We start from the raw sequence: 24,596 nt of genomic DNA, 5'->3' as shown, positions 1-24,596 counted from the left end.
CCGGTGCGCACGTCGGCCTCGCGCCGCCCTCCGACCACGGCCCGTCGGCGACGTCCGGTGGCCCGCCGACCGCGGCATGCACGTCGGCTGTCAGTACAAAGGCAACGGCCGCTGGGTCTGGAAGAAGGACTGTGAAGCGAGGCTCTGACCGTCCCGGCTGCCTGGGACGCCTCCCAGGCAGCCGACGTCTCCGGAGCCACCACCAGGTACACCAACACCTAGGCCCCCATCAGGTCCGCGACCTGCTCCCGCAAACGGAAACGCCTGGTCAGCCACGCCGGTCAGGTCACCACAGCGACGCTACGGCACCCATCAGCCCTGACTGTGCATCACCTGTACGAAATAGGGGAACAACATGGCCAGGATCGACTGGGGCACGGTCCAGCATCCGCATCCGCATCCGCATCCAGCAGCCGGGCCCCGGGGGCCGCGTCCCCGCAGGCCGGGCTGACGCACCCCGCTCTGCCCGCCCCGCCCCGTACCTCTCGCCTGGCACCACAGCGTCAGCCAGGAGCAGTACGAGACGGTTGCCCTCGGCGCCGTCGCCTCTCCAGCAGGCATCAGCCGCACTGTGCTGTCCCGTGCTGTCCCGTGCTGTCTCCGGGCGGTTCCCGAGATGCCTCGCGGCCGGTCACGTACGCACGCCGTAAGAACCCCTGTGCCCAGCAGAGGGTCCACCTCACCGATGGGAGGGAGACCAATGGCTCCTCCTCTGTCCGCCGGCCGGCTGCTGACCGCCTTGCGCGCCGAGGGCTGCACGGTGCGCGAAGTGCGGTCCTGGCGCACGAACAACCGCAATCACGTCGGCGCCTGGAGCCCGGTCAACGGTGTGATGATCCACCACACCGTCACCGGCCCCGGAACGGACGTCGTGAACCTCATCTACGACGGCTACAGGGGTCTCCCGGGCCCGCTCGCTCTCGGCTGCATCACCAAGGACGGCGTGGTCCACCTCACCGGCAACGGCAGAGCCAACCACGCCGGGGGCGGCGACCTCGCCGTCCTCAGGGCCGTGATCGCCGAGAACTACGGCGACTACCCGCCGCCACCCCGCCAACACCAGGGCAGCCCGGGGGCCGTAGACGGCAACGCCCGCTTCTACGGCTTCGAGTGCGAGAACCGCGGCGACGGCCGGGACCCATGGCCGCGCGTGCAGTACATCGCCATGGTCAAGGCCGCCGCCGCGGTCATCCGTGCCTACGGCTGGACCGCGAAGAGTGCGATCGGGCACTTGGAGTGGTCCGACTGGAAAGTCGACCCGCGCGGCTTCGACATGAAGGACTACCGGCGCGATCTCGCGGCCTGTCTGGCGCAGCCCGCGGGCCGGTGGCCGGATCAGGAGGACACCGACATGCCCACCACCTTCGGACGCTACGACACGACTGCCCGGCCCCTGCGACCCGGGCAGTGGACCACGGTCCCGATCGAGGCTGAGAACCTGCTCACAGGCGCCGCCGCCATCGATGCCCTGGTCCAGCTCACCCTGGAGAACGTCCCCGTCGGCGCGACTCTCCAGGGCCGCTTCTACCACCGCAGGACAGACGGCAGTCGCTGGACGGCCGGGATCACCGAACGGCAGGGCACCGACGGGAAGACGTTCGTCGACTTCCCGCACACCGGTTCCATCAAGCCGGCCGAGTCCCTGCACTTCGAGGCCGTGTACTGGCCGTTGGATCCGGCCGACACCGCGCCCGTGACCGTCACCGCGGCCCGCGCACGAGGCCTGTACTGGAGCTGAAGGAAGACCCGGGCGCCCCGACGTGACCGATGACGAGCGCGTCCGGCGGCCTCCGGACACAGCGCGGACGGCCGCGCCCCGACTCGCCGAAGGGGGAGACGGCGAATCGGGGCGCGGCCTGCTTCTCGTGTCGGCGCTCACCGACAAGCGGGGCCTCGCGGAACCCGACCCCGCAAAGCCGTCGGGGCCGAGTCCGCTCAGGTCAGCGCAGCAGCTCCACCTCCGAGAGCGTGCCCCGGCCGCCCGTGAAGACGAGGCGGTACTTCACGTACGAGCCGGGCTTGCTCACCGTGAAGGGGCGGGTCTGCTTGTCCCAGGCGAAGGACTGGCCGGAGCGCTTGTCGACGGTCTTCCACTTCTCGCCGTCGCGGGAGCCCTGGAGGACCCAGCCGCGCGGGGCCTTGGCCCTGTCGGCCGAGGTGAGGGTGTACTGGACGGCCTTGGTGCGGCCCTGGACCGGCAGCACGACGGACGCCGCGTTCGCGTACGTGGACGAGGAGTTGTCGAACAGCTCGCCCTCGACCTTCAGGACGTCCTTGCGAGGGGACGGCACCTTGTCGTCGTCCGTGACGGAGACCGGCTGGGCGTTCTTGCCGGTGCCCCACGCGGACGGCTTCGGGCCCATGGCGAACTCCAGGGTGCCGCCGCGTGCGATCTCCTTGTGGGGGAGCGCGGTCGACTTCCAGGTCTTGCCGTTGACCTTGAGACCCTGCACGTACACGTTCTTGGCGCTGTTCTTCGGGGCCTTCACCACCAGGTCCCTGCCGTTGTCCATGTGCACGGTCATCTTCGTGAACTGCGGGGAGCCGATGGCGTACTCGCCGCTGCCCATGACGAGCGGGTAGAAGCCGAGGGAGGAGAAGAGGTACCAGGCCGACTGCTCGCCGTTGTCCTCGTCGCCGTGGTAGCCCTGCCCGATCTCGCTGCCCGTGTACAGGCGGGACATGACCTCGCGGACCTTCTCCTGCGTCTTCGCGGGCTGCCCGGCCGCGTCGTACATGTACGCGGCGTGGTGCGCGACCTGGTTGGAGTGCCCGTACATGCCCATCCGCACGTCACGGGCCTCCGTCATCTCGTGGATGACGCCGCCGTAGGAGCCGGCGAACTCGGGCGAGGCCGTCTCCGGCGTGGCGAAGTACGTGTCGAGCTTCTTCGCCAGGCCGCCCCGGCCGCCGTACAGGTTGGCGAGGCCGCGCGAGTCCTGCGGGGCGGTGAAGGCGTAGCCCCACGCGTTGGTCTCGGTGTAGTCGTGGCCCCAGATCCGCGGATCGAACTTCTCGGACGGGACCCGCCAGTCGCCCTTCTTGTTCTTGCCCTGGAAGAACCCGGCCTTGGAGTCGAAGAGGTTCACGTAGTCGCGGGCGCGGTTGAGGAAGTACGCGGACTCCTCCTTGTAGCGCTTCTCGCCCGTCTTCTTGTAGAGCGCCCGGCCCATCTTCGCGATGCCGTAGTCGTTGACGTATCCCTCCAGCGCCCACGACAGGCCCTCGTGCGTCTCGGACGGGGTGTAGCCGAGGAACGGCGAGGTGGTCATGCCCTTGCGGCCGTAGCCCGACTTGTCCGGCGCGACCGTCGCGTTCTTCACCGCCGCGTCGTACGCCGCCTTGGCGTCGAAGCCGCGCACGCCCTTCACGTACGCGTCGGCGAACGCCACGTCGGATGACGTGCCGGTCATCAGGTCCGCGTAGCCCGGCGAGGACCAGCGCGAGGTCCAGCCGCCGTCCTTGTAGTGCTGCACGAAGCCGTCGACCAGCTCGCCCGCCTTCTTCGGGGTGAAGAGGGAGTAGGCGGGCCACGTCGTGCGGTACGTGTCCCAGAAGCCGTTGTTCACGTACGGCTTGCCCTCGACGATCTTCGCGCCGGTGTGCGTGGGCGTGTCCGGGCCGGTCTGCGGCGAGAACGGGGACGCGTACTTGTGCTTCGAACCGACCTTCTCGAAGCCCGAGTTGGGGTACAGATACAGCCGGTACAGGCTGGAGTACAGGGACGTCTTCTGGCCCTCGCTCGCGCCCTCCACCTCGACCCGGCCGAGGATGTCGTCCCACTTGTCCTGCGCCCGCTCCTTGACGCGGCCGAACGACGTGCCCGCCGGGATCTCCGCGTCCAGGTTGGCCTTCGCCTGGTCGACGCTGATCAGCGAGGTGGCGAGGCGCAGCGAGACCGTGCGGTCCGCACCGGCCCTGAAGCGGAAGTAGCCGGTGGCGTCCGTGGTGCCGCCGCCCTCCAGCTTGCCGCCGTCGGTGACCGGGCTGTCGAAGGTGCCGTACACGAACATCCGGGTGGCACCGGTCGACAGGCCCGACTTCACGTCGGAGTAGCCCGTGACGATGCCCTTCTCCTTGTCGAGGGTCAGGCCGACATTGTGCTTGGTGTCGCCCGTCTTCTCGATGTTGTCGAAGACGATGCTCGCGTCATCACCGGGATAGGTGAACTTGAACATGGCCGCGTGGTCGGTCGGCGTCATCTCGGCCTTCAGGCCGTTCTCGAACGTCACGCCGTAGTAGTGCGGCTTCGCCGTCTCCTTCTCGTGCCGGAACGGCAGCGCCCGCTTGGCACGGTCGGCCTCGGGCTTGTCCTTCGCCACCGACGGCATCACCTGGAAGGTCTGCCGGTCGCCCATCCACGGGCTCGGCTCGTGGCTCGCGCTGAACGCCTGCACGGTCGGCAGGTTGTCGTCGTTGTTGCCGCGCGCGTAGTCGTAGAGCCAGCTTATGGAGCCCGCGTTGGTCACCGGCGTCCAGAAGTTGAAGCCGTGCGGGACGGCTGTGGCCGGGAAGGTGTTGCCGCGCGAGAAGCCGCCGCTGGAGTTGGTGCCGCGCGTCGTCGAGGCGTAGTCGGAGGGGCGCGCCTTGGGCTTCGCGGGCGGGGTCTCCTTCAGCGACACGTCGTCCAGCCAGCCCCGGAACTTCGCGGGGCCCTTGGGGGAGTCGTAGCCGATCAGGATCCGGTCCACCGTCTTGCCGGACGCGACCTCGCCGATCCGCCCGACCACGTCGTTCCACTGGTTGACGTAGAGGACCTTGGAATCGCCCTGACCACGCGGGGTCAGCGGGAAGCCGTGCTGGTCGGTGGCCTTGAGGTCGCTCAGATAGGTGCCGTCGGTGAAGGCCAGGTCGACGGCGACGTTCGTGGCGTCGTAGTCCAGGTCTCCGTCCGCCATGGACGGGAAGACGCGGTACGACAGCTCCGTGTCGCGGCGCACGTCCACATCGACGTCGAAGACCTTGTTGTACGAGAAGCCGCGCTGCTCGGCCGTGTGCGTGCCCGCGTACCGCAGCGCCTGCCTGCCGGTGAACCCGGCGCGCGCCTTCGCGGTCGGGGACCCGGCGGGGCCGCGGTCGACGAGGCTCAGCATGTCGTCGGGCGGGGCCGGGTTGTCGCTGCCGCCGACGGAGAGCTGCACGTCGGCGAGTTGCAGGGCGTCGCTCGCGCCGTTGTTGGCGGTGATGTCCAGGCGGTAGTGGGAGTACGCGGCTGTGTTCTCGAAGTCGTACTTCTTCGTGGTGAAGGGGCTGGCGAACTTCTCGCCCTTGCGGGTGTCGAGGTCCTTCCAGTCCTTGCCGTCCGTCGAGCCCTGGAGCTTCCAGTCCTTCGGGTCGCGCTCCTGGTGGTCGTTGGCGGAGGTGAGCGCGTACGTGATCACCTTCGCGGGCGCGTCGAGCTCGAACTCCACCCAGCCGGTGGGCTTGAAGGTGAGCCACTTCGTGGACTGCTCGCCGTCGACCAGCTTCTCCTTGGTCTCCCCGGCGCCCGCGTTCTCACCGCTCGCCCGCACGTCCACGACGCGGTCGTTCACACTCCCCGGAATCCCGGAGCTGAAGCCGCCGTTGACCCCGCCGGCCTTCTTCTTGCCGTCGGGCCCCGTCTCGACCGTGTTCAGCCAGTCGGGCTGGGCGTCGTCCTTCTCGAACGAGGAGCTGAACTCCTTGTCCGCCCGCGGCGCCCGCTCCGGACCCGCCACGGCGGCGCCCTGCGAGGCGGCGAGCACCGCGAGCGCGGTGAGGCCGACGGCGGCGGTGGATCGGCGCCGATGCCCCGCCGCGCCCGCGAGCGGGGCGAAGGCCCAGCGCGCTCTGTGTCCCCGAGGTCTGTGTCCCATCCCCTGAGTCCCCTCCAAGCAACTGTCCGGACAACGTTGTCAGTGGCTGCGCAGGGTCCAGTAGGGCGGTAAGTGGGCAGTGGTGTCAAGGGGGTTGAAGAGGGTTCGCGGGGGCTCTGCGGGCGTCAGCGCAGGAAGCGCTCCACCTCCCGCGCACGGTCGTCCATCTGCGCGCTGATCCGCTCGGCGACGTCGGTGACCAGGCGGTCCACCTCGGTCGGGTCGAGCGCGGCGTTGCCGAGGGTGGCCTTGATGAGCTGCCGGGCGCCGAGTTCGGCGCCCTTCGGCAGAGCGACGATGACGGCCATCCCGGCGACGAGCGCGGCCATCTGCGCCGGTGTCGCCCCGGCGCGCAGCGCGCTCCGCAGCCGCATCAGGCCCAGCTGCGGCACCCTCGTGGCGACGTGCAGCGCCCCCTGGGAGTTGCGAAGGACCCGCCACAGGGCGCGGATGCGGCGGCTGATGGCCGTGCCGATGATCTCGGGCAGCGCGATGTCGAGCGTGAACTGGTCGTCGCGGATGCCGTACGAACGGCAGATGTCGAGCACCAGCGGGATGAGCGCGGCCTCCAGCGTGACGCGCAGCTCCGCCAGGACCTCGTCCAGACCGGTGAGTTCGCGGATCAGCGCGTCGAGGTCGCCCTCGTCGTCCGCGTTCAGGCGGTCCGCGCGGGCCAGGAGGCGGGTCAGGAGGGAGTTCTTGGCCTGGTCGAACGCCTCGACGAGACCGGCGCGGATCGCCTCCTCGAACTCGGGGCGGTCCTTGAGCGCCTGGATGTCGCGGCGGAAGCGGACGACGTTGACGCTGTGCCGCCCGATGCTGGCGAGCCCCCGGGTCACCGAGAGGGAGGGCTCCGCGGCGTTCTCCACGGTGGCCTCCGGGAACGCGGCGGCGCACAGCTCGCGGACGACGGGCATGCGGGAGCCGCCGCCGGTGAGCACGACCAGCTCGGGGGCGACTCCGCCGAGCAGTCCGCGCACCTCCGCCAGCATGTCCGCGAAGCGGTCGGCCCAGCCGCCGGGGGCCCGGACGACGCGCCCGGGGATGTCGACCGAGCGCAGCCGCTCCACGCTCAGGGTGACCAGGGAGACGAACGCGGCGGAGCAGCCGGACCGCAGCTGCTGCACCCTGAAGTCCTTGCCGGTGAACTGGGCCTCCTTGGCCCGGCGGCAGACCAGCATCAGCATGTGGGGACCGCCGTCCCGCCCCAGTTCCTCCGTGAACCTCTCCGCGTCCTTGGAGTCCGCGCCCTCGAACTCGGCGCGCACGATCCGGGCGACGGCGGCGTCGATCTCGCGGCAGCCCAGTTCGGCGCCCACGGGCAGGTTCCGCGGGACCAGGTCCTCCACGACGGTGAAGTCGGTCGTGGAGGAGCCCACGTCGACGACGAGGACCCGGTCGAGCCCGCCGCCGCCCGGGCGCTCGGCCCGGCGGTCGCGCACGTGCACCAGGGCCGACTGGGACTCGGCGACCAGGCGCACCGGCACGTCCATGGCCCGCAGCTGGCGCAGGTAGGCCTTCACGGAGCGGCGGTCCCAGCCCGCGGGATGCCCGACGTACACCACGCAGTCCTCGCGCACCTCGGGGTGCTTGGCGAAGAACTCCGCGAGGAACACCTGGGCGAACTGCACCGCTTGCAGGTCGGTGTGCTGGTGCCGGTTCTTGAAGTTGACGCTGAAGTGCACGCAGTTCCTGGCGAGCACGGCGTCCTCGCCGATGACGACCCGGTGGCCGAAGTCGGCGTCGGCGGCCGCGGGGTCGGCGGGGTCGGCGGGCGTCAGGGGCACGCGCCCCAGGGCGGTGACGACGGCGGTGCCCTCGGTGCCGCGGACGTGCACCTTCGCCGGGTCCTGCGAGGTCGTGTCCAGCCAGCACAGGGAGCTCTCGCCGTCGCCGAGGTCCAGGCCGACCGCGTACCGGACGTCGTGCTCCGTGTCATGCGCCATGGCCGGGCCCCTCACCGGCGGTGCCGTCGGCCGTGGAGCTCGCCGAGGGGTCCGCCGAGCCGTTCGACAGGCCGCCGGTCACCGTCAGGACCTGCGTCAGGAGCCTGATCTCGGTGGGCGTCGGCGGTTCGGGGAACTCATAGCCCTCGCGCCGGAACGACACCCTCGCGAGGAGCCGCCGGACCCCCGGGTTCAGGCCGGCGAGCACCGCGTCCTGGCCGCTCAGGTCCGTCTTGAAGAACTCGCTGTCGTCGAAGCGCCGCCAGACGCCGGGATCGGACTTGAGCGCCGCGAAGAAGTCGGGGTGCTTCATGTGCAGGGCGAGGAGGGTGCCCGCGTGCAGGAGCAGTCTGCGCGAGGGCGGGTCCGTGGGGTTCATGCGCAGGGTCATGGCCGTCAGGTTCAGGCCGTTGACGAAGCGGCGGACGCGGCGCGGGTTGGCCTCGAAGGCGACCTCGACCAGCTCCCACAGCTCCCGGGAGCCCGCGATCTGGGTGTCGGTGATCTTGTCCTGGAGGTGCCGGACGATGGCCTCGAAGGAGACTCCCGGCAGGTGGTACGGGAAGTGGATGAGCTTCTCCAGATACTGCCGGCCCCGGGCCTCGTCCGGGTCCTCGCGGTGGAACCGCCGGGCGGCCGCCTTCGCGACGACCTGGTAGTCCATGGCGAGCACGAACACGCAGGAGCCTTCGCCGAGGAACAGCTTGAGGGAGTCGAGGACGGTGATCGCCGCGTCCGGGCTGCACCGGTCCAGGTCGTCGATGAAGAGGACCAGACGCCCGCCGTCGGTGTAGGTGTGGACGACCTCCTTGAAGTCCTGCTCGAAGCGGTTGACGTGCAGATAGGTCTCCGTGCCCGGTTCGGTGAGCGCGGTCTGCGCGGCGTTCACGTCGTCGGCGGTGAGGACGCCTCCGGTCAGCGGGCCCGCGGCGCGGCGGGCGAGGAGCCAGGCGGCGGCCTGGCTGAGCCGCCGGATGGTCTCCAGGGCGCCCGCCATCCGCTCGCGCAGGGCCAGGTCGCCCTTCAGGCGTCGCTCCTCCAGGTCCTGGGCGATCTCGGTGAGCACGCTCTGGATCAGGGCGTGCCAGATCTCGTCCTTCTGGTCGTACTTCCACGGGTTGAACCACACGGTCGGAATGTCGTGCTGGTCCAGCAGGTCCTGGCAGACCTTCATGAAGCTGGACTTGCCCATGCCCCAGGGTCCGAAGACCCCGACGGTCAGCGGCAGGTCCTCCGTGGCGGTGAGCGCCGCGCAGAGCACGGCGGCGTGGGTCCGGAATCCGAAGTGGTCCCCGTCCGCGTCCGGGATCGGGTTGTCGGTCAGCAGCATGAGCCCCCCCCATGCGCCGCGACGAATCAGCCACCGTGACCGATTGCCAGCGGCATACCAGTCATGGTGCCCGAATCGGCCCTTCTGGGAGCGAAGTTCGCCGAAGTGCCCGTAAATGACGGCACACCGTTCCGGTGTCGGGATGCCTGGGAAATAGTCGGCGGGATTCCCCATTGGTACGGACTTTTATGGCGCGCGTGAGGTCGCCGCGCCGCGTGCTCCAGCGGCTCCCGGTGCCGTGCCCGAATACCCCCGAGGGGCGCCGCGATACGTGTATCCGAACCGGAGATGCGGCCGGTCTCCGCGAGGTCTCAACTCGGAAAAGCCTGCAGTCCAAACCTGCATTCGATCTTGCTTGGCCGACCGTGAGTGGACTATACCTGTCGGCGTCCGAGTTCCCCCGGCCCGCCCCGGACCGACCGGTCACGGCGGCCGTTCCACCGGCATCGGACGCATCCCGCACATCCCGCACCATCGCACAACCCCAGCTTCACAACTCCGCGGTGCCGGGGAGGATCCGGTTCACCGCCTGAGTCCTGGAAGAAGGCGAGGACTTGAGCATGGGATCCACCCCTGGAACCTCCGGCAGGCCCGAGGCGAGCGGTGTCGGCCGCCGTGACCTGATCAAGCGCGCGGCCGCACTCGGCATCATCTCCGTCCCGACGATGGGCTTCCTCTCGGCCTGCGCGTCCGGCGGCGGCGGTGACAACGACAAGGCCAAGACCGTCAAGAAGACGAAGGACAACCCCTTCGGCGTGGCCAAGGACAACGACCTCGACGTCTTCATCTTCAAGGGCGGCTACGGCGACGACTACGCCAAGGCGTGGGAGGCCTCGTACGAGAAGAAGTACGGCGGCTCGGTCGCGCACAGCGGTGAGCAGGACGTCACCGGCAAGCTCCAGCCCCGCTTCAACAAGGGCAACCCGCCGGACGTCGTCGACGACTCCGGCTCCAAGAAGATGAAGCTGGACACCCTGCACAAGGAAGGTCATCTGACCGACCTGACGCAACTGCTCGACGCGCCGTCCATCGACGACCCGAGCAAGAAGATCCGCGACATCATGCTGCCCGGCACCATCGAGCAGGGCACCTTCGGCGGCAAGTTCCACGCGCTGTTCTACGTGTACGCCACCTGGGGCCTCTGGTACTCCAACAAGCTGTTCAAGAAGCACGGTTGGGAGGTGCCCAAGACCTGGGACCAGATGCTCGACATCATGAAGGACGCCAAGTCCAAGGGCATCGGCGGCCTCGCCCACCAGGGCAAGTACCCGTACTACATGAACATCGTGATCATGGACCTGATCGCCAAGACCGGCGGCATGGACGCCGTGAAGGCGATCGACAACCTCGACAAGAAGGCCTTCGTCGGCAACCCCGCCGCCGAGCGCGCCATCGAGGCGGTGTACGAGATCGTGGAGAAGGGCCTGCTGATGCCGGGCACCAACTCCCTGGAGCACACCGAGGCCCAGACCAAGTGGAACGAGTACAAGGCCGTCTTCATCCCCTCGGGCTCCTGGCTGGAGAACGAGCAGGCCAAGCAGACGCCGGACGACTTCGAGATGACGTTCCTGCCGCTGCCCCTGCTGCCCGACTCCAAGATGAAGCTGCACGCCGTGCGCACCGGCGCCGACGAGCCCTTCATCGTGCCGTCCAAGGCGAAGAACGTTCCCGGCGGCCTTGAGTTCCTGCGCCGCATGCTCTCCAAGGAGGGCGCCACCGCCTTCGCCAAGGAGGCCAGTTCGCTGTCCGTGATCGGCCCCGAGTACGTCGACAAGAGCGTGCAGCTGCGCCCGGGCATCAAGACCGCGCTCGCCGCCGTCGACGCCTGTCCGGTCGACGAGCGCTTCAACTTCCGCTACTCGGAGTGGTACGGCGAGATGGACGTCTCGATCCAGAACGCCACCGGTGAGCTGATGGCCAAGCGCATCACGCCCAAGAAGTGGCTCGAGCGCTGCCAGGCGGCGGTCGACAAGGAAGCAGAGAAGAACCCGGACACGAAGCGGAAGTAGTCGTCAGCCGCCGGCCGGGGCCGCGCGACACGGCCGGGCCGGGTGCCGCCCACGGCCCGGCCGTGGGCGCGGCGCCGCCTCGGCACGGCCACGGCAAGGCCAGGAGCAGGGTGTTATGCATCGGAAAAAGTATCCGTTCATCGCGGGATTCCTCGTTCTCCCCGTCGGGCTCTATGTATTGCTGGTGATCTGGCCCTATCTCCAGACCATCAGTTACTCCTTCACCGACTGGAGCGGCGCCTCCCAGAACTTCAATTTCGTCGGCCTCGACAACTACAAGGACCTCGCGAACGACGACGTCTTCATCAAGGCGCTGCAGCACAATGCCCTGCTCCTTGTCCTGGTGCCGACCCTGACGATTCTGCTCTCGCTGTTCTTCGCCTTCATGGTGAACGTCGGCGGGCGCGGCGGAGCCGGCGGTGTGTCCGGCGTCAAGGGCTCCGCCTTCTACCGCGTCATCTTCTTCTTCCCGCAGGTCCTGTCCATCGCGATCCTCGCCATCCTGTTCAAGGCGGTCTACCGCGGCGACGACTCGGGCCTCATCAACGGCACGCTGCAGGCCGTCGGCCTCGGCGACAAGAACAACCCCACGGAGTGGCTGAACGACCCCGACCTGGTGCTCTGGTGCATCGTCTTCGTGATGATCTGGGCCGGGGCGGGCTTCTACATGGTGCTGTTCTCGGCCGCCATGCAGTCCATCCCCAAGGACATCTACGAGGCGGCGCTGCTGGACGGCGCCGGGCGGTTCCAGACCTTCTTCCGGGTCACGCTGCCGCTGCTCTGGGAGACCATCCAGACGGCCTGGGTCTTCCTCGCCATCCTGTCCATGGACGCGTTCCTGCTCATCTCCACGCTCACGTCGCAGGACTTCGGCGGTGGTCCCGACCACAGCAGTGAGGTCATCTCGACGTACCTCATGCGCAACTTCCAGACGTACAGCAAGAGCGGGTACGCCTGCGCCATGGGTGTGGTGATGCTGCTGCTCACCCTGATCGTGTCCATCGTCACGCTGCGGCTCAGCCGCCGTGACCGCATCGAGTTCTAAGGAGGCGCGAGCGATGACGGCTCCTGCGACTCAGCCACCGGTCACCAAGGCCAAGGTGCCGAGCCAGCGCGGCTCCGGCTCCGGACCCGGCAGGGACGGCATGGAGGGCAGGACCCTCAACGCCTTCTCGCACGGCTTCCTGGTGCTGTGGGCGGTCATGATCGTCCTGCCGCTGTTCTGGATCCTGCTCGGCAACTTCAAGACCGACTCCCAGATCAAGTCCAGCGCCTGGACCTGGCCCACCGAGTGGACCTTCGACGCCTTCCAGCGCGGCTGGGAGAAGGGCGTCGGCGACTATCTGCTCAATACCCTGATCGTCATGATCGTCTCGGTGCCCCTGACGATGCTGCTCGGCGCGATGGCGGCCTATGTGCTCGCCCGCTACGACTTCGTGGGCAACCGGTTCGTGTACTACTTCTTCGTCGCCGGATCGATGTTCCCGGTCTTCCTGGCGCTCGTACCGCTGTACTTCATGGTCGACCGGCTCGGCATGCTCAACACGTACCAAGGACTGATCCTGGTGTACGTCGCCTACTCGCTGCCGTTCACCGTGTTCTACCTGCACTCGTTCTTCCGCACCCTGCCGACGGCCGTGCACGAGGCCGCCGTGATCGACGGCGCCTCGCACACCCGGGTGTTCTTCCAGATCATGGTCCCGATGGCGAAGCCCGGACTGATCAGCGTCGGGATCTTCAACGTCCTCGGGCAGTGGAACCAGTACATCCTGCCGCTGACCCTGATGCAGAAGCAGAGCGGCGGCGACGAGGACCGCTCCATGCTCGCCCAGGGCCTGGTCAGCCTGATGAACCAGGGCAACTACGAGACCGACCTGCCCGCCCTGTACGCGGGCATGACCATCTCCATGATCCCGGTCCTCGTGGTCTACCTGTCCTTCCAGCGGCAGGTGCAGTCCGGCCTCACGGCGGCCACGATCAAGTAGTCGAACGCGATCACACACAGGAAACGCCCCGTACGCGGGGCGTTTCGTGTGCGGCGTGTGACCTACTGGATTTTCGTCAAGGACTTGACTGCGGTAACCCGTTCAGAAGAGCTTGGAGTTCACAACTTGTACGGGCGGCGTCAGCGCCGTCCGCCATAGGCGGGAGTGGATGAGTCGATGGAGACTCCGGGGTCGCAGTCGTCACTGCACCGAGCAAATCTCGAGCGGGTCGTACGCGCGGTACGGCTCGCGGGATCGCTCACGCAGGCGGAGATCGCCAGGACGACGGGCCTGTCCGCCGCGACGGTGTCGAACATCGTCCGGGAGCTGAAGGACGGCGGCACCGTCGAGGTCACCCCCACCTCGGCGGGCGGCCGCCGCGCCCGCAGCGTCTCCCTCAGCGGCGACGCGGGCATGGTCATCGGCATCGACTTCGGCCACACCCACCTGCGCGTGGCCCTCGGCAACCTCGCCCACAAGGTGCTCGCCGAGGAGGCCGAGCCGCTGGACGTGGACGCCTCCGCCGCGCAGGGCTTCGACCGGGCCGAGCGGCTCGTCGGCAAGCTGATCGAGGCGACGGGCGTGGACCGCGCCAAGGTCGCGGGCGTCGGCCTCGGCGTGCCCGGGCCCATCGACGTGGAGTCCGGCACGCTCGGCTCCACCGCGATCCTGCCGGGGTGGGCGGGCACCAAGCCCGCCGAGGAGCTCAAGGAGCGCCTCGGGGTGCCCGTGCACGTCGACAACGACGCCAACCTGGGCGCGCTCGGCGAGCTGGTGTGGGGCGGCGGCCGCGGGGTCAAGGACCTCGCGTACATCAAGGTCGCGAGCGGTGTCGGCGCCGGTCTGGTGATCAGCGGCCGGATCTACCGCGGGCCCGGCGGCACAGCGGGAGAAATCGGGCATATCACCCTGGATGAGTCCGGCCCCGTCTGCCGCTGCGGCAACCGCGGCTGCCTGGAGACCTTCACCGCCGCCCGGTACGTCCTGCCGCTGCTCCAGTCCAGCCACGGCACCGATCTGACCATGGAGCGCGTGGTCGCCCTCGCGCGCGACGGGGACCCGGGCTGCCGCCGGGTGATCTCCGACGTCGGCCGGCACATCGGCAGCGGTGTCGCGAACCTGTGCAACCTCCTCAACCCCAGCAGGGTCGTCCTCGGTGGTGCCCTCGCCGAGGCCGGGGAGCTGGTCCTCGCGCCGATCAGGGAGTCCGTGGGGCGCTACGCCATCCCCAGCGCGGCCCGTCAACTCTCCGTGCTTCCGGGGGCACTTGGCTCGCGTGCCGAGGTCCTGGGGGCGCTCGCCCTCGCGCTCAGCGAGATGGGGGATTCAACCCTTTTGGACGAGACCCTCCCCACCGCCGCACCCGCCTTCACTTAGATAACGCATGGCACCGTTGTCATCTCGTTAAGGATTTACTCCTTGACGCGTGTCGGGCGGCCGAGTTGACTTCGAGCCACCTCGGCCGCAGCGACGCGGCCACGTCAGGGAGGCACCCCCAAATGAACGCATTGACGCGCCGCGTCGGCATAGGCACCGTCACCGTTTCCATGGCGCTGGCCTTGGCCGCGTGCGGCGAGGCCGGTGACGGCGACGACAAGGGCAGCGGCGGCGACGGCAAGACCATCGGCCTGCTCCTGCCGGAGAACAAGACCACCCGCTACGAGACCTTCGACCGCCCCATCATGGAGTCGAAGATCAAGTCGCTGTGCGGCGACTGCGAGGTCAAGTACAACAACGCCGCGCAGGACATCGAGACCCAGAAGAAGCAGTTCGACGCGCTGATCACGCAGGGTGTCAAGGTGATCATCCTGGACGCCGTGGACTACAAGTCCACCAAGGGCTGGGTCGAGCGCGCCAAGAAGGAAGGCGTCGAGGTCGTCGCGTACGACCGGCTCGCCGAGGGTCCGCTGTCCGCCTACGTCAGCTACGACAACGAGAAGATCGGCCGCCTCCAGGGCGGCGCGCTCGTCAAGGCGCTCGGCTCCGACGCCAAGGACGCCAATGTCGTCATGATCAACGGCTCCCCGACCGACCCGAACGCCCCCTTCTTCAAGAAGGGCGCCCACTCGGTGCTCGACAAGAACGTCAAGAAGGTCGCCTACGAGCAGGACATCCCGGACTGGTCCCCGGACGAGGCGAACAGGAAGATGTCCGCCGCCATCGACAAGCTCGGCAAGGACGGCATCGACGGCGTCTACTCCGCCAACGACGGCATGGCGGGCGGCATCATCACCGCCCTCAAGCAGCGCGGCATCGACGTCCCCGTCGGCGGCCAGGACGCGGAGCTCGCCGGCGTCCAGCGCCTGCTGAGCGGCGACCAGGCCTTCACGATCTACAAGCAGATCAAGCCGGAGGCCGAGACCACCGCCGAGATCGCGGTGCGCCTGCTCAAGGGCAAGAAGATCGACGACCTGACCGACCGCAAGGTCAACTCGCTCAGCGGCGACTACAAGGGCATCCCCGCCAAGCTGTACGACGCCCAGGCGATCACCAAGGACGAGGTGGCGGACACCATCGTCAAGGACAAGGTCTACAAGGCCAGCGAGATCTGCACCAAGCAGTTCAAGAAGGCCTGCGACGAGGCCGGGATCAAGTAACTCCCGGTCAGGTCATGGGTGTTGACGCGGCCCGCGCGCCGCGAGACACCTTCCCCAGCGGTCCGGTGCCCGCCCACTACCTCCCGCCCCGCAGCCGGAGGGCGGGCACCGGGCACCTTGTCCTGCGTGCCGCACGCGCCCGTGTCCCCGCACACGCGGCCCGTGCCGCCCGCGCGCACCACCATCCCCGCCCTCCAAGGCGGCGAAGGAGATGATTCACGTGTCCGCTACGCCCGTGCTGGCGTTGCGCGGGGTCTCCAAGCGGTTCGGCGCCGTCCAGGCGCTCACGGACGTAGACCTGGAGATCCACGCCGGTGAGGTGGTCGCCCTCGTCGGCGACAACGGCGCCGGCAAGTCCACGCTCGTCAAGACCATTTCCGGGGTCCACCCCATCGACGAGGGCGCCATCGAGTGGGAGGGCAGGGAGGTCCGCATCGGCCGGCCCCACGACGCCCAGCACCTCGGCGTGGCCACCGTCTACCAGGACCTCGCCCTCTGCGACAACCTCGACGTCGTCGCCAACCTCTTCCTCGGCAGCGAGCTGAAGAGCGCCAGCGTCCTGGACGAGATCAAGATGGAGAAGCGCGCCCGGGTGCTCCTGGACACGCTCTCCATCCGCATCCCCAGCGTCCGCATCCCCGTCGCCGCCCTCTCCGGCGGCCAGCGGCAGGTCGTCGCCATCGCCCGCGCCCTGGTCGGCGACCCCAAGGTGGTCATCCTCGACGAGCCCACCGCCGCCCTCGGCGTCGAGCAGACCGCCCAGGTCCTCGACCTGGTGGAGCGGCTGCGCGAGCGCGGCCACGGCGTGATCCTCATCAGCCACAACATGGCCGACGTCCAGGCCGTCGCCGACCGGGTCGCGGTCCTTCGGCTCGGCCGCAACAACGGCGTCTTCCGGGTCGCCGACACCTCGCCCGAGGAAGTCATCGCCGCCATCACCGGCGCCACGGACAACGCCGTCACCCGCCGCAGGGCGCGCACGGCCACGGCAGCGAAGGAGGGCGCGAAGTGAGCGACCTCGCCAAGACCCCCGACACCGACAAGGTCCAGACGGCCACCGGCACCGCCGTGGACGCCGAGCCGTCCGCGACCCCCGCCGCGGCCGTCGACCCGCGCCTGCTCGTGCGCGAGCAGGGCTTCGCCGGGTACTGGACGGAGTTCGTCCGCAAGGTCCGCGGCGGTGAGCTCGGCTCGCTGCCCGTCGTCGTCGGCCTCATCGTCATCGCCCTGGTCTTCCAGCTCCAGAACGACAAGTTCCTGTCGGCCTCCAGCCTCGCCAACATCGCGGTGTTCACCTCCGGCGTCGGCATCATGTCGGTCGGCATCGTCTTCGTGCTGCTGCTGGGCGAGATCGACCTGTCCGTCGGCTCCGTCGCCGGTGTGGGTGCCGCCGTCTGGGCGGTCATGAGCGTGACCCACGGGTGGGGCGACTGGATCTCGGTGTTCGTGGCCATCGCCTCCGGCCTGGTGATCGGCGCGCTGCACGGCTTCTTCTTCGCCAAGATCGGCGTACCGGCCTTCGTGGTCACCCTGGCGGGCTTCCTCGGCTGGAGCGGTCTGCAGATCTGGCTGATGGGCAAGGAGGGCAGCATCAACACGCCCACCGGCTCCGTCGTCGAGGACCTGACCACGCACTTCTTCGCCGACAAGGCCGCCGCGTACGGCCTCGCGCTGATCGCCGTGCTCGCCTACGGGGCCTCCCAGTACCTGGACGCCCGCCGCCGCAAGAACGCCGAGCTGCCCTCGCGGCCGCTCAGCGAGATCCTGCTGCGCACCGGCCTGCTCGCGGTCCTCGCGTTCGTCGCCGCGTACTTCCTGAACGAGCCGGAGGGCGCCCGCGGCCTGCCGCTCGCCCTGGTGCTCTTCCTCGCCGTGCTCGTCGTCGCGGACTTCGTGGCCCGCCGCACCACCTTCGGCCGCCAGGTCTTCGCGGTCGGCGGCAACGCGGAAGCGGCGCGTCGCGCGGGCATCAACGTGGACCGGGTGCGGATCACCGTGTTCGCGATCTCCGGCATGCTCGCCGCCTTCGGCGGGCTCTTCATCGCGAGCCTCTCCGGCGGTGCGACCAAGAGCCTCGGTGCCGGGAACACCCTGATGATGGTGATCGCGGCGGCCGTCATCGGCGGCACCAGCCTCTTCGGCGGCCGCGGCAAGATCTGGTCGGCCATGCTCGGCATGCTCGTGATCCAGTCGATCCAGCAGGGCCTGAACCTGGAGGGCATGCCCAACGAGATCCAGTACATGATCACCGGCGCGGTCCTGCTCGCCGCCGTCGTGATCGACTCGGTCTCGCGCAAGACCCAGAAGTCCGCGGGTCGCGCCTGATCCCGCAGGTCCGCGCTTGATCACGCGCGTCCGTGCCCGGTACCGGACATTCCGGTACCGGGCACGGGTGTGCCACCGAATAGGAACATCTGTTCCTGTGTCGAGGGCCGGATTCCCGGGCCGCCCCCGGTCGTACCAGTCGATTTACAGCCGATCGCGTGACGCCGGACCCCAGGCCTGGACTACGCCGTCAGCGGCGGAACATTAGACTCGACAGGCCCGGCAATGCTCGAACAGCGCTACACGCTCTACTGCAAGGAGGCACGGGTGCCGCTGCTGACCCGCATCACGGGACCGCGCGATCTGGACCTGCTCGGTCCGGAACAGCTCAACCAGCTGGCGAACGAGATCCGCGGCTTCCTCGTCGACGCTGTCTCCAAGACCGGCGGTCACCTCGGCCCCAACCTCGGTGTCGTCGAGCTGACCATCGCCCTGCACCGCGTCTTCGAGTCGCCGAAGGACAAGGTCCTGTGGGACACCGGCCACCAGGCCTACGTCCACAAGCTGCTCACCGGACGCCAGGACTTCACCAAGCTGCGCGCCAAGGGCGGCCTGTCCGGCTACCCCTCGCGCGCCGAGTCCGAGCACGACGTCATCGAGAACAGCCACGCCTCCACCGTCCTCGGCTGGGCCGACGGCCTCGCCAAGGCCAACGAGGTGCGCGGCAAGGACGACCACGTGGTCGCCGTCATCGGCGACGGCGCCCTCACCGGCGGCATGGCCTGGGAAGCGCTGAACAACATCGCGGCCGCCAAGGACCGCCCGCTCGTCATCGTCGTCAACGACAACGAGCGCTCCTACGCCCCCACCATCGGCGGTCTCGCCAACCACCTCGCCACCCTGCGCACCACCGACGGCTACGAACGCTTCCTGGCCCGCGGCAAGGACCTCCTGGAGCGCACACCGGTCGTCGGCAAGCCGCTGTACGAGACGCTGCACGGCGCCAAGAAGGGCCTGAAGGACTTCATCGCCCCGCAGGGCATGTTCGAGGACCTCGGCCTGAAGTACGTCGGCCCCATCGACGGCCACGACATCGAGGCCCTGGAGTCCGCCCTGCAGCGCGCCAAGCGCTTCAACGGCCCCGTCATCGTGCACTGCATCACGGAGAAGGGCCGCGGCTACAAGCCCGCGGAGGAGGACGAGGCCGACCACTTCCACGGCATCGGCCCGATCCACCCCGACACCGGCCTTCCGATCGCCGCGGGCGGCATGGACTGGACGTCCGTCTTCGGCGAGGAGATGGTCAAGCTCGGCCACGAGCGCGACGACATCGTCGCCATCACCGCGGCCATGCTCCAGCCCGTCGGCCTGCAGAAGTTCGCCAAGGCCTTCCCCGACCGGGTCTACGACGTCGGCATCGCCGAGCAGCACGCCGCCGTCAGCGCCGCGGGCCTCGCCTCCGGCGGCGTACACCCCGTCTTCGCCGTGTACGCGACCTTCCTCAACCGCGCCTTCGACCAGCTCCTGATGGACGTGGCCCTGCACAAGTGCGGCGTCACCTTCGTCCTGGACCGCGCGGGCGTCACCGGCACGGACGGCGCCTCGCACAACGGCATGTGGGACATGTCGATCCTCCAGTGCGTGCCGACCCTGCGCATCGCCGCGCCCCGCGACGCCGACCAGGTCCGCCTCCAGCTCCGCGAGGCCGTCGAGGTCGACGACGCGCCGACCGTCGTGCGCTACTCCAAGGGCGCCGTCGGCCCCGCGGTGCAGGCCGTCGGCAAGGTCGGCGGCATGGACGTGCTGCGCAAGGCGGGCACGGACCGGCCCGACGTGCTCCTCGTCTCCGTGGGCGCGCTCGCGCCGATGTGCCTGGAGATCGCCGACCTGCTCGACAAGCAGGGCATCTCCACCACCGTCGTCGACCCCCGCTGGGTCAAGCCGGTCGACGAGGCGATGGCGCCGCTCGCCGAGCAGCACCGCGTCGTCGTCACCGTCGAGGACAACTCCCGCGCGGGCGGCGTCGGCTCGGCCATCGCCCAGGCCCTCAGGGACGCGGGCGTGGACGTGCCGCTGCGTGACTTCGGCATCCCGCCGCGCTTCCTCGACCACGCCTCCCGCAAGGAGGTCATGGCGGAGATCGGCCTCACCGCTCCGGACATCGCCCGCCAGGTGACCGGTCTGGTCGCCAAGCTGGACGGCCGGTTCGAGCGGGCGGGCGCCGCGGTGGACTCCGTGGAGCCCGCGCGCGACTGACGTACGCGGCTGCCGCGCGCGACAGCCGTACGGGACCGACGTAAACGACCGTTGTGTCCGGATGGGCCGGTTTCACCACCGTGAAGAGTGGTGAAACCGGCCCATTTGCGTGAATCCACCCGCGTCGGGGCATACGCAGTACGTGCCCTCTCGATCATGTCGAGGACGACAAGCGTGGGAGGTACGCCGTGAGCAGCACCCTCTTCCGGACGAAGAAGGTCGAGCAGTCCATCCTCGACACCGAGGAACCAGAACACGCGCTCAAGAAATCCTTGTCCGCGCTGGATCTGACCGTCTTCGGCGTCGGTGTCATCATCGGCACCGGCATCTTCGTCCTCACTGGTACGGTCGCCAAGAACAACGCCGGGCCCTCCGTGGCCCTGGCCTTCGTGGTGGCGGGCGTCGTCTGCGCCCTCGCTGCCCTCTGCTACGCCGAGTTCGCCTCCACCCTCCCGGTGGCCGGCTCCGCGTACACGTTCTCGTACGCCTCACTCGGCGAGCTGCCCGCCTGGATCATCGGCTGGGACCTCGTCCTGGAGTTCGCGCTCGGCACGGCGGTGGTCGCCGTCGGCTGGTCCGGCTACATCGCATCCCTGCTCGACAACGCGGGCTGGCAGCTGCCGGAGGCGCTCAGCGGCCGGGACGGCGCCGACGGCTTCGGCTTCGACATCCTGGCCGCCGCCCTGGTCCTGGTGCTCACCGGCATCCTCGTCCTCGGCATGAAGCTCTCCGCGCGGATCACCTCCCTCGTCGTCGCGATCAAGGTGGCGGTCGTCCTGGTCGTGATCATCGCGGGCGCCTTCTTCATCAAGGCCGACAACTACGACCCGTTCATCCCGAAGGCCCAGGAGGTGGAGGCGGGCAGCGGACTGCACTCCCCGCTGATCCAGCTGATGTTCGGCTGGGCCCCCGCGAACTTCGGCGTGATGGGCATCTTCACCGCCGCCTCGGTCGTCTTCTTCGCCTTCATCGGCTTCGACATCGTCGCCACCGCCGCCGAGGAGACCAAGAACCCGCAGCGGGACATGCCCCGCGGCATCCTCGGCTCCCTGCTGATCTGCACCACGCTCTACGTGGCCGTGTCGATCGTCGTCACCGGCATGCAGCACTACTCGCAGCTCTCCGTGGACGCCCCGCTCGCCGACGCCTTCAAGGCCACCGGACACCCCTGGTACGCGGGCTTCATCAGCTTCGGCGCCGCCGTCGGCCTCACCACCGTCTGCATGATCCTGCTCCTCGGCCAGACCCGGGTGTTCTTCGCGATGAGCCGCGACGGCCTGCTGCCGCGCTTCTTCTCCCGCGTCCACCCGCGCTTCAAGACCCCGCACCGGCCGACCATCCTGCTCGGTGTGATCATCGCGGTCGTCGCCGGGTTCACGCCGCTGAGCGAACTCGCCGAGCTGGTGAACATCGGCACCCTGTTCGCCTTCGTGATCGTCGCGATCAGCGTGATCATCCTCCGCAGGACGCGCCCCGACCTGCACCGCTCCTTCCGTACCCCGTGGGTGCCTTTCCTGCCGATCCTGTCCGTCGCCGCCTCGCTGTGGCTGATGCTCAACCTGCCCGCCGAGACCTGGGTCCGGTTCGCCGGGTGGATGGCGCTCGGCGTCGTCGTGTACTTCCTCTACGGCCGCTCGCACAGCCGCCTGGGACGGCAGGAGGAGACGTCGGTGGGGGAAGTGCTGCGCCCGCCGGGCCGCGACGGCAAGTAGTCCCGGACCGCCCTTCCGGGCACAGTCGCGCTGCAAATCCTGCCCCTGGGGCGCCCGGCGGGGGCAGCCGCCGACCGGCTACGGGCCCCGGGGCCGGTGGTGGCGGTGGGCGGGGCGGCGGAGTGCGTACGGGGAGCCGCGAGGGGGCTCGGCACAGGGGGCGCGGCCCGGGTGCCCCGGAGGTCGGCGCGGGTGCCCCTTGGTGCCCCTCGGGGGTGCCCCTCGGGCCTTCGAGGGGCACCCCCGGACCGCGTCGTCCGGTCGCCTCCGCCCGCCCCGGACACATCCGGTTGCGTTCGGTCGACCGCGACCGGCTACATCCGCGGACCGCGACCGGCTACATCCGCCGCCAGTCCCGCGTCACCGACGCCATCGCCGACACCGCGGCCCGCAGGTGCCGTTCGCGGTCGCGGATCCGGGCGCCGAACTCGACGTGCAGGAACTCCGTGTCCTGTGCGGTGGCGTTGCGGCCCTGGACGTTCTTCCTGCCTTCGAGGGGGCAGGAGCGGGCCCAGGCGCGGCACACGTCGTAGCCGCGCCGGCGCAGCGCGTTCGCCAGGTCCCGGCCCTCGGAGACCGCCTCGCGACCCTTGCCCGTGGAGGCGACCACGTCGTACTTGGGGGCCGAGTCGTCCGCCATCCCGTGCACCTGGATCCCGGGCACGCCGCGCTTCGCCAACTCGTCGCAGATGGCGTGGAACACGCTCTTCCGCCGGTGCGCCACATCCGCCTCGTCGTCGCGCCCAGCTTTGCGATGTGCCCCCGCAATGACCATGACGCCACCGGGGGAGCGGCTCAGAAGAGCGGCGCCGAGCCGTTCGGTGTGACGGTCGGCCACGGGGTGGGGGACCTGCACGGACCAGCGGATCGGGGCGTCCAGGTCCACATAGACGCGGCCCCAGCCGCGCGGCGCCGAGGAGTCCTCGGAGAGGTCGGACACCTCGGCGTAGCGCCGCCCGGACTCGGTGTCGGTGACCGTGCGCACCCGGAAGTCGATGTCGGCCAGGCGGCGTTCGGCCCGGGAGCGGTGCCGGTCCAGGAGGAGGGCCACGCCCGCGGCGACGGTGCGCCGGTCCCTGGCCGAGGGGCGGCGGTAGCCGCTGTCCTCGGAGAAGCCCGAGGCGTACGCGGTGACCCGGCGCTCCAGGTCGGCCCGGACGCGACCGCGGGACGGCGGCGACGGCGGCGACGACGGGGTGGCCGAGGGGGACGCCTTCCCCGACGGTTCCTCGCCCTCCGGGGAACGGTCGGTCCCGCGCCGGTCCGGCGAGCGCTCGGCCCACCCGGAGCGCGGCTTCTCGCTGTCCGACGCCGAGGAGCACTGTGTGAGGCACAACACGCTCGCCAGGACGATGGCAAGCGCCACAAGACCCTTGCGCCGCTTTGCTTTTGTTATCGACCGAATTGGAGGGTGAGTCATGGTTGTATAAAGATAGCCTCGTGATGACACGTCCTTCTCGCAGGCTCATAGCGACCTGCGCCGCCTCGCTCGTCCTGCTCGCGGGCACCGCCTGCGGCCCTTTCGGCGACGACGGCGACTCCGCCGCCGGCGACCCCGCCTTCACCGTCGCCGCCGCGGGCGACATCCTCATCCATCCCGAACTCACCGAGCAGGCCCGCAAGGACGGCAAGGCGACGGGCAAGGGTGAGAAGGGCATCGACTTCGGCCCGATGATGGCCGGCATCAAGCCCGTGATCAGCAAGGCCGACCTCGGCATCTGCCACTTCGAGCCGGTCGTCGGCGCACCGGGCGGGCCGTTCCAGGGCTTCCCGGACTTCGTGGTCCCGCCGCAGATCACCACCGCCGTCAAGGCCGTCGGCTACGACCAGTGCTCCAGCGTCTCCAACCACAGCCTCGACCACGGCCCCGAGGGCGTCACGCGCACCCTGAACGCCCTCGACAAGGCGGGCCTGCGGCACACCGGAACGGCACGGAACCAGGCAGAGGCAGACAAACCGCTCATCACCAAGGTGAAGGGCGTCAAGGTGGGCCAGATCGCCTTCGCGCTCGGCTTCAACGGGCGTGAGGTCCCCAAGGACAAGCCCTGGCTCGCCAATCTGACCGACTTCGACCGGATCGCCGCCGCCGAGAAGAAGGCCCGCGCCGCGGGCGCCGAGGTCGTGATCCTGAGCATCCACTGGGGCAAGGAGCACCAGCCCAACGCCGCCGCCCAGCAGGTCGAACTCGGCCGCAGGATCGCCAAGGAGACCGGGATCAACCTCGTGATCGGCCACCACGCGCACGTCGTGCAGCCGATGGAGAAGGTCGACGGGACCTGGATCGCGTACGGACTCGGCAACCAGATCGCCCGGCACGACGCGCCCAGCGGGCTGACCGAGGAGGGCGTCATCGGCTGGTTCGAGTTCCGCAAGGACGGCGACGACTGGGACGTCAAGGCCAAGTACGCGCCCACCTTCACGGAGATCCCGCCGGAGCCCGACGAGGACGGCGCCGCGCTGCCCAAGGACGCGGTCAAGGACCACCGGCTGCTCGACGTGGTCACCGCGCTGCGCAACGGCGACAAGCTCACCACCCAGCAACGGGCCCGCTACCGCCTCGCGTTCGAGCGTACGCAGGGCACTCTGCTCAACCGCGGCGCCGGCAAGGACGGCCTCGAGCCCCTGGAGAAGCTGCCGGACTGAGACATTCCGAAGAACT

Annotated in this window: 15 protein-coding genes; 11 read left to right on the top strand and 4 right to left on the bottom strand. The window is 69.3% G+C overall.

Going from position 1 to position 24,596, the window contains the following annotated elements:
- Window positions 1–700: 700 nt before the first annotated feature.
- Complete coding sequence (locus tag QUY26_RS08550; RefSeq protein WP_289944707.1) at window positions 701–1,738, top strand: peptidoglycan recognition protein family protein; 1,038 nt, start codon at window positions 701–703, stop codon at window positions 1,736–1,738.
- 202 nt (window positions 1,739–1,940) lie between these two features.
- Here QUY26_RS08550 and QUY26_RS08545 read toward each other — a convergent pair whose 3' ends face one another.
- From QUY26_RS08545 to QUY26_RS08535, 3 genes are all read right to left on the bottom strand, one after another.
- A complete protein-coding gene (locus tag QUY26_RS08545; RefSeq protein WP_436840293.1) occupies window positions 1,941–5,837 on the bottom strand; it encodes a GH92 family glycosyl hydrolase in 3,897 nt (1,298 codons plus the stop codon).
- Between the two features lie 125 nt (window positions 5,838–5,962).
- Window positions 5,963–7,783: an Hsp70 family protein gene (locus tag QUY26_RS08540; protein WP_289944706.1), complete on the bottom strand. Its 1,821-nt coding sequence runs from the start codon at window positions 7,781–7,783 to the stop codon at window positions 5,963–5,965.
- Window positions 7,773–9,113, bottom strand: a complete 1,341-nt coding sequence (locus QUY26_RS08535; RefSeq protein ID WP_289944704.1) for a KAP family P-loop NTPase fold protein — start codon at window positions 9,111–9,113, stop codon at window positions 7,773–7,775. Before QUY26_RS08535 ends, QUY26_RS08540 begins: the two co-directional genes overlap by 11 nt.
- A 560-nt stretch (window positions 9,114–9,673) precedes the next feature.
- Here QUY26_RS08535 and ngcE point away from each other — a divergent pair.
- From ngcE to QUY26_RS08490, 9 genes are all read left to right on the top strand, one after another.
- A complete protein-coding gene (gene ngcE / locus QUY26_RS08530) occupies window positions 9,674–11,122 on the top strand; it encodes an N-acetylglucosamine/diacetylchitobiose ABC transporter substrate-binding protein (RefSeq protein ID WP_289944702.1) in 1,449 nt (482 codons plus the stop codon).
- 115 nt (window positions 11,123–11,237) lie between these two features.
- Entirely contained in the window at window positions 11,238–12,167 is a 930-nt protein-coding gene (locus QUY26_RS08525) for a carbohydrate ABC transporter permease (RefSeq protein WP_289944701.1), read from the top strand.
- Window positions 12,168–12,180: 13 nt separating this feature from the next.
- A complete protein-coding gene (locus QUY26_RS08520; RefSeq protein WP_289944699.1) occupies window positions 12,181–13,107 on the top strand; it encodes a carbohydrate ABC transporter permease in 927 nt (308 codons plus the stop codon).
- Between the two features lie 177 nt (window positions 13,108–13,284).
- The gene (locus QUY26_RS08515) at window positions 13,285–14,484 is read left to right on the top strand and encodes an ROK family transcriptional regulator (RefSeq protein ID WP_289944697.1); all 1,200 of its coding nucleotides are present in this window, start codon (window positions 13,285–13,287) and stop codon (window positions 14,482–14,484) included.
- Window positions 14,485–14,606: 122 nt separating this feature from the next.
- Window positions 14,607–15,704: a substrate-binding domain-containing protein gene (locus QUY26_RS08510; RefSeq protein WP_289944695.1), complete on the top strand. Its 1,098-nt coding sequence runs from the start codon at window positions 14,607–14,609 to the stop codon at window positions 15,702–15,704.
- Window positions 15,705–15,915: 211 nt separating this feature from the next.
- On the top strand, window positions 15,916–16,716 hold the full coding sequence (locus tag QUY26_RS08505; protein ID WP_289944692.1) for an ATP-binding cassette domain-containing protein: 801 nt from the start codon (window positions 15,916–15,918) through the stop codon (window positions 16,714–16,716).
- Window positions 16,713–18,029 carry a sugar ABC transporter permease gene (locus QUY26_RS08500; RefSeq protein ID WP_436840292.1) on the top strand — a complete coding sequence of 439 codons (1,317 nt, stop codon included), beginning with the start codon at window positions 16,713–16,715 and terminating at the stop codon, window positions 18,027–18,029. The genes QUY26_RS08505 and QUY26_RS08500 overlap by 4 nt, the downstream gene beginning before the upstream one ends.
- 267 nt (window positions 18,030–18,296) lie before the next feature.
- Window positions 18,297–20,225 carry a 1-deoxy-D-xylulose-5-phosphate synthase gene (dxs, locus tag QUY26_RS08495; protein WP_289955596.1) on the top strand — a complete coding sequence of 643 codons (1,929 nt, stop codon included), beginning with the start codon at window positions 18,297–18,299 and terminating at the stop codon, window positions 20,223–20,225.
- A gap of 188 nt (window positions 20,226–20,413) precedes the next feature.
- Entirely contained in the window at window positions 20,414–21,937 is a 1,524-nt protein-coding gene (locus tag QUY26_RS08490; protein ID WP_289944690.1) for an amino acid permease, read from the top strand.
- Between the two features lie 337 nt (window positions 21,938–22,274).
- Here QUY26_RS08490 and QUY26_RS08485 read toward each other — a convergent pair whose 3' ends face one another.
- Entirely contained in the window at window positions 22,275–23,303 is a 1,029-nt protein-coding gene (locus QUY26_RS08485; protein WP_289944688.1) for a hypothetical protein, read from the bottom strand.
- A 77-nt stretch (window positions 23,304–23,380) separates the two neighbouring features.
- On the opposite strand from QUY26_RS08485, the gene QUY26_RS08480 reads away from it, so the two are divergent.
- Window positions 23,381–24,580: a CapA family protein gene (locus QUY26_RS08480; protein WP_289944687.1), complete on the top strand. Its 1,200-nt coding sequence runs from the start codon at window positions 23,381–23,383 to the stop codon at window positions 24,578–24,580.
- The last annotated feature ends 16 nt before the right edge of the window (window positions 24,581–24,596 follow it).

Source organism: Streptomyces flavofungini (assembly GCF_030388665.1).
GTDB lineage: Bacteria > Actinomycetota > Actinomycetes > Streptomycetales > Streptomycetaceae > Streptomyces > Streptomyces flavofungini_A.
Note: the sequence above shows the minus strand (reverse complement) of the source record. Positions and strands in the feature narration are given on the sequence as shown.

Bases quoted from the DNA above. Each gene is read 5' to 3' on its own strand.
- QUY26_RS08550 (WP_289944707.1), top strand. From the start codon at position 701: ATGGCTCCTCCTCTGTCCGCCGGCCGGCTGCTGACCGCCTTGCGCGCC.
- QUY26_RS08545 (WP_436840293.1), bottom strand. From the start codon at position 5,837: ATGGGACACAGACCTCGGGGACACAGAGCGCGCTGGGCCTTCGCCCCG.
- QUY26_RS08540 (WP_289944706.1), bottom strand. From the start codon at position 7,783: ATGGCGCATGACACGGAGCACGACGTCCGGTACGCGGTCGGCCTGGAC.
- QUY26_RS08535 (WP_289944704.1), bottom strand. From the start codon at position 9,113: ATGCTGCTGACCGACAACCCGATCCCGGACGCGGACGGGGACCACTTC.
- ngcE (WP_289944702.1), top strand. From the start codon at position 9,674: ATGGGATCCACCCCTGGAACCTCCGGCAGGCCCGAGGCGAGCGGTGTC.
- QUY26_RS08525 (WP_289944701.1), top strand. From the start codon at position 11,238: ATGCATCGGAAAAAGTATCCGTTCATCGCGGGATTCCTCGTTCTCCCC.
- QUY26_RS08520 (WP_289944699.1), top strand. From the start codon at position 12,181: ATGACGGCTCCTGCGACTCAGCCACCGGTCACCAAGGCCAAGGTGCCG.
- QUY26_RS08515 (WP_289944697.1), top strand. From the start codon at position 13,285: ATGGAGACTCCGGGGTCGCAGTCGTCACTGCACCGAGCAAATCTCGAG.
- QUY26_RS08510 (WP_289944695.1), top strand. From the start codon at position 14,607: ATGAACGCATTGACGCGCCGCGTCGGCATAGGCACCGTCACCGTTTCC.
- QUY26_RS08505 (WP_289944692.1), top strand. From the start codon at position 15,916: ATGATTCACGTGTCCGCTACGCCCGTGCTGGCGTTGCGCGGGGTCTCC.
- QUY26_RS08480 (WP_289944687.1), top strand. From the start codon at position 23,381: ATGACACGTCCTTCTCGCAGGCTCATAGCGACCTGCGCCGCCTCGCTC.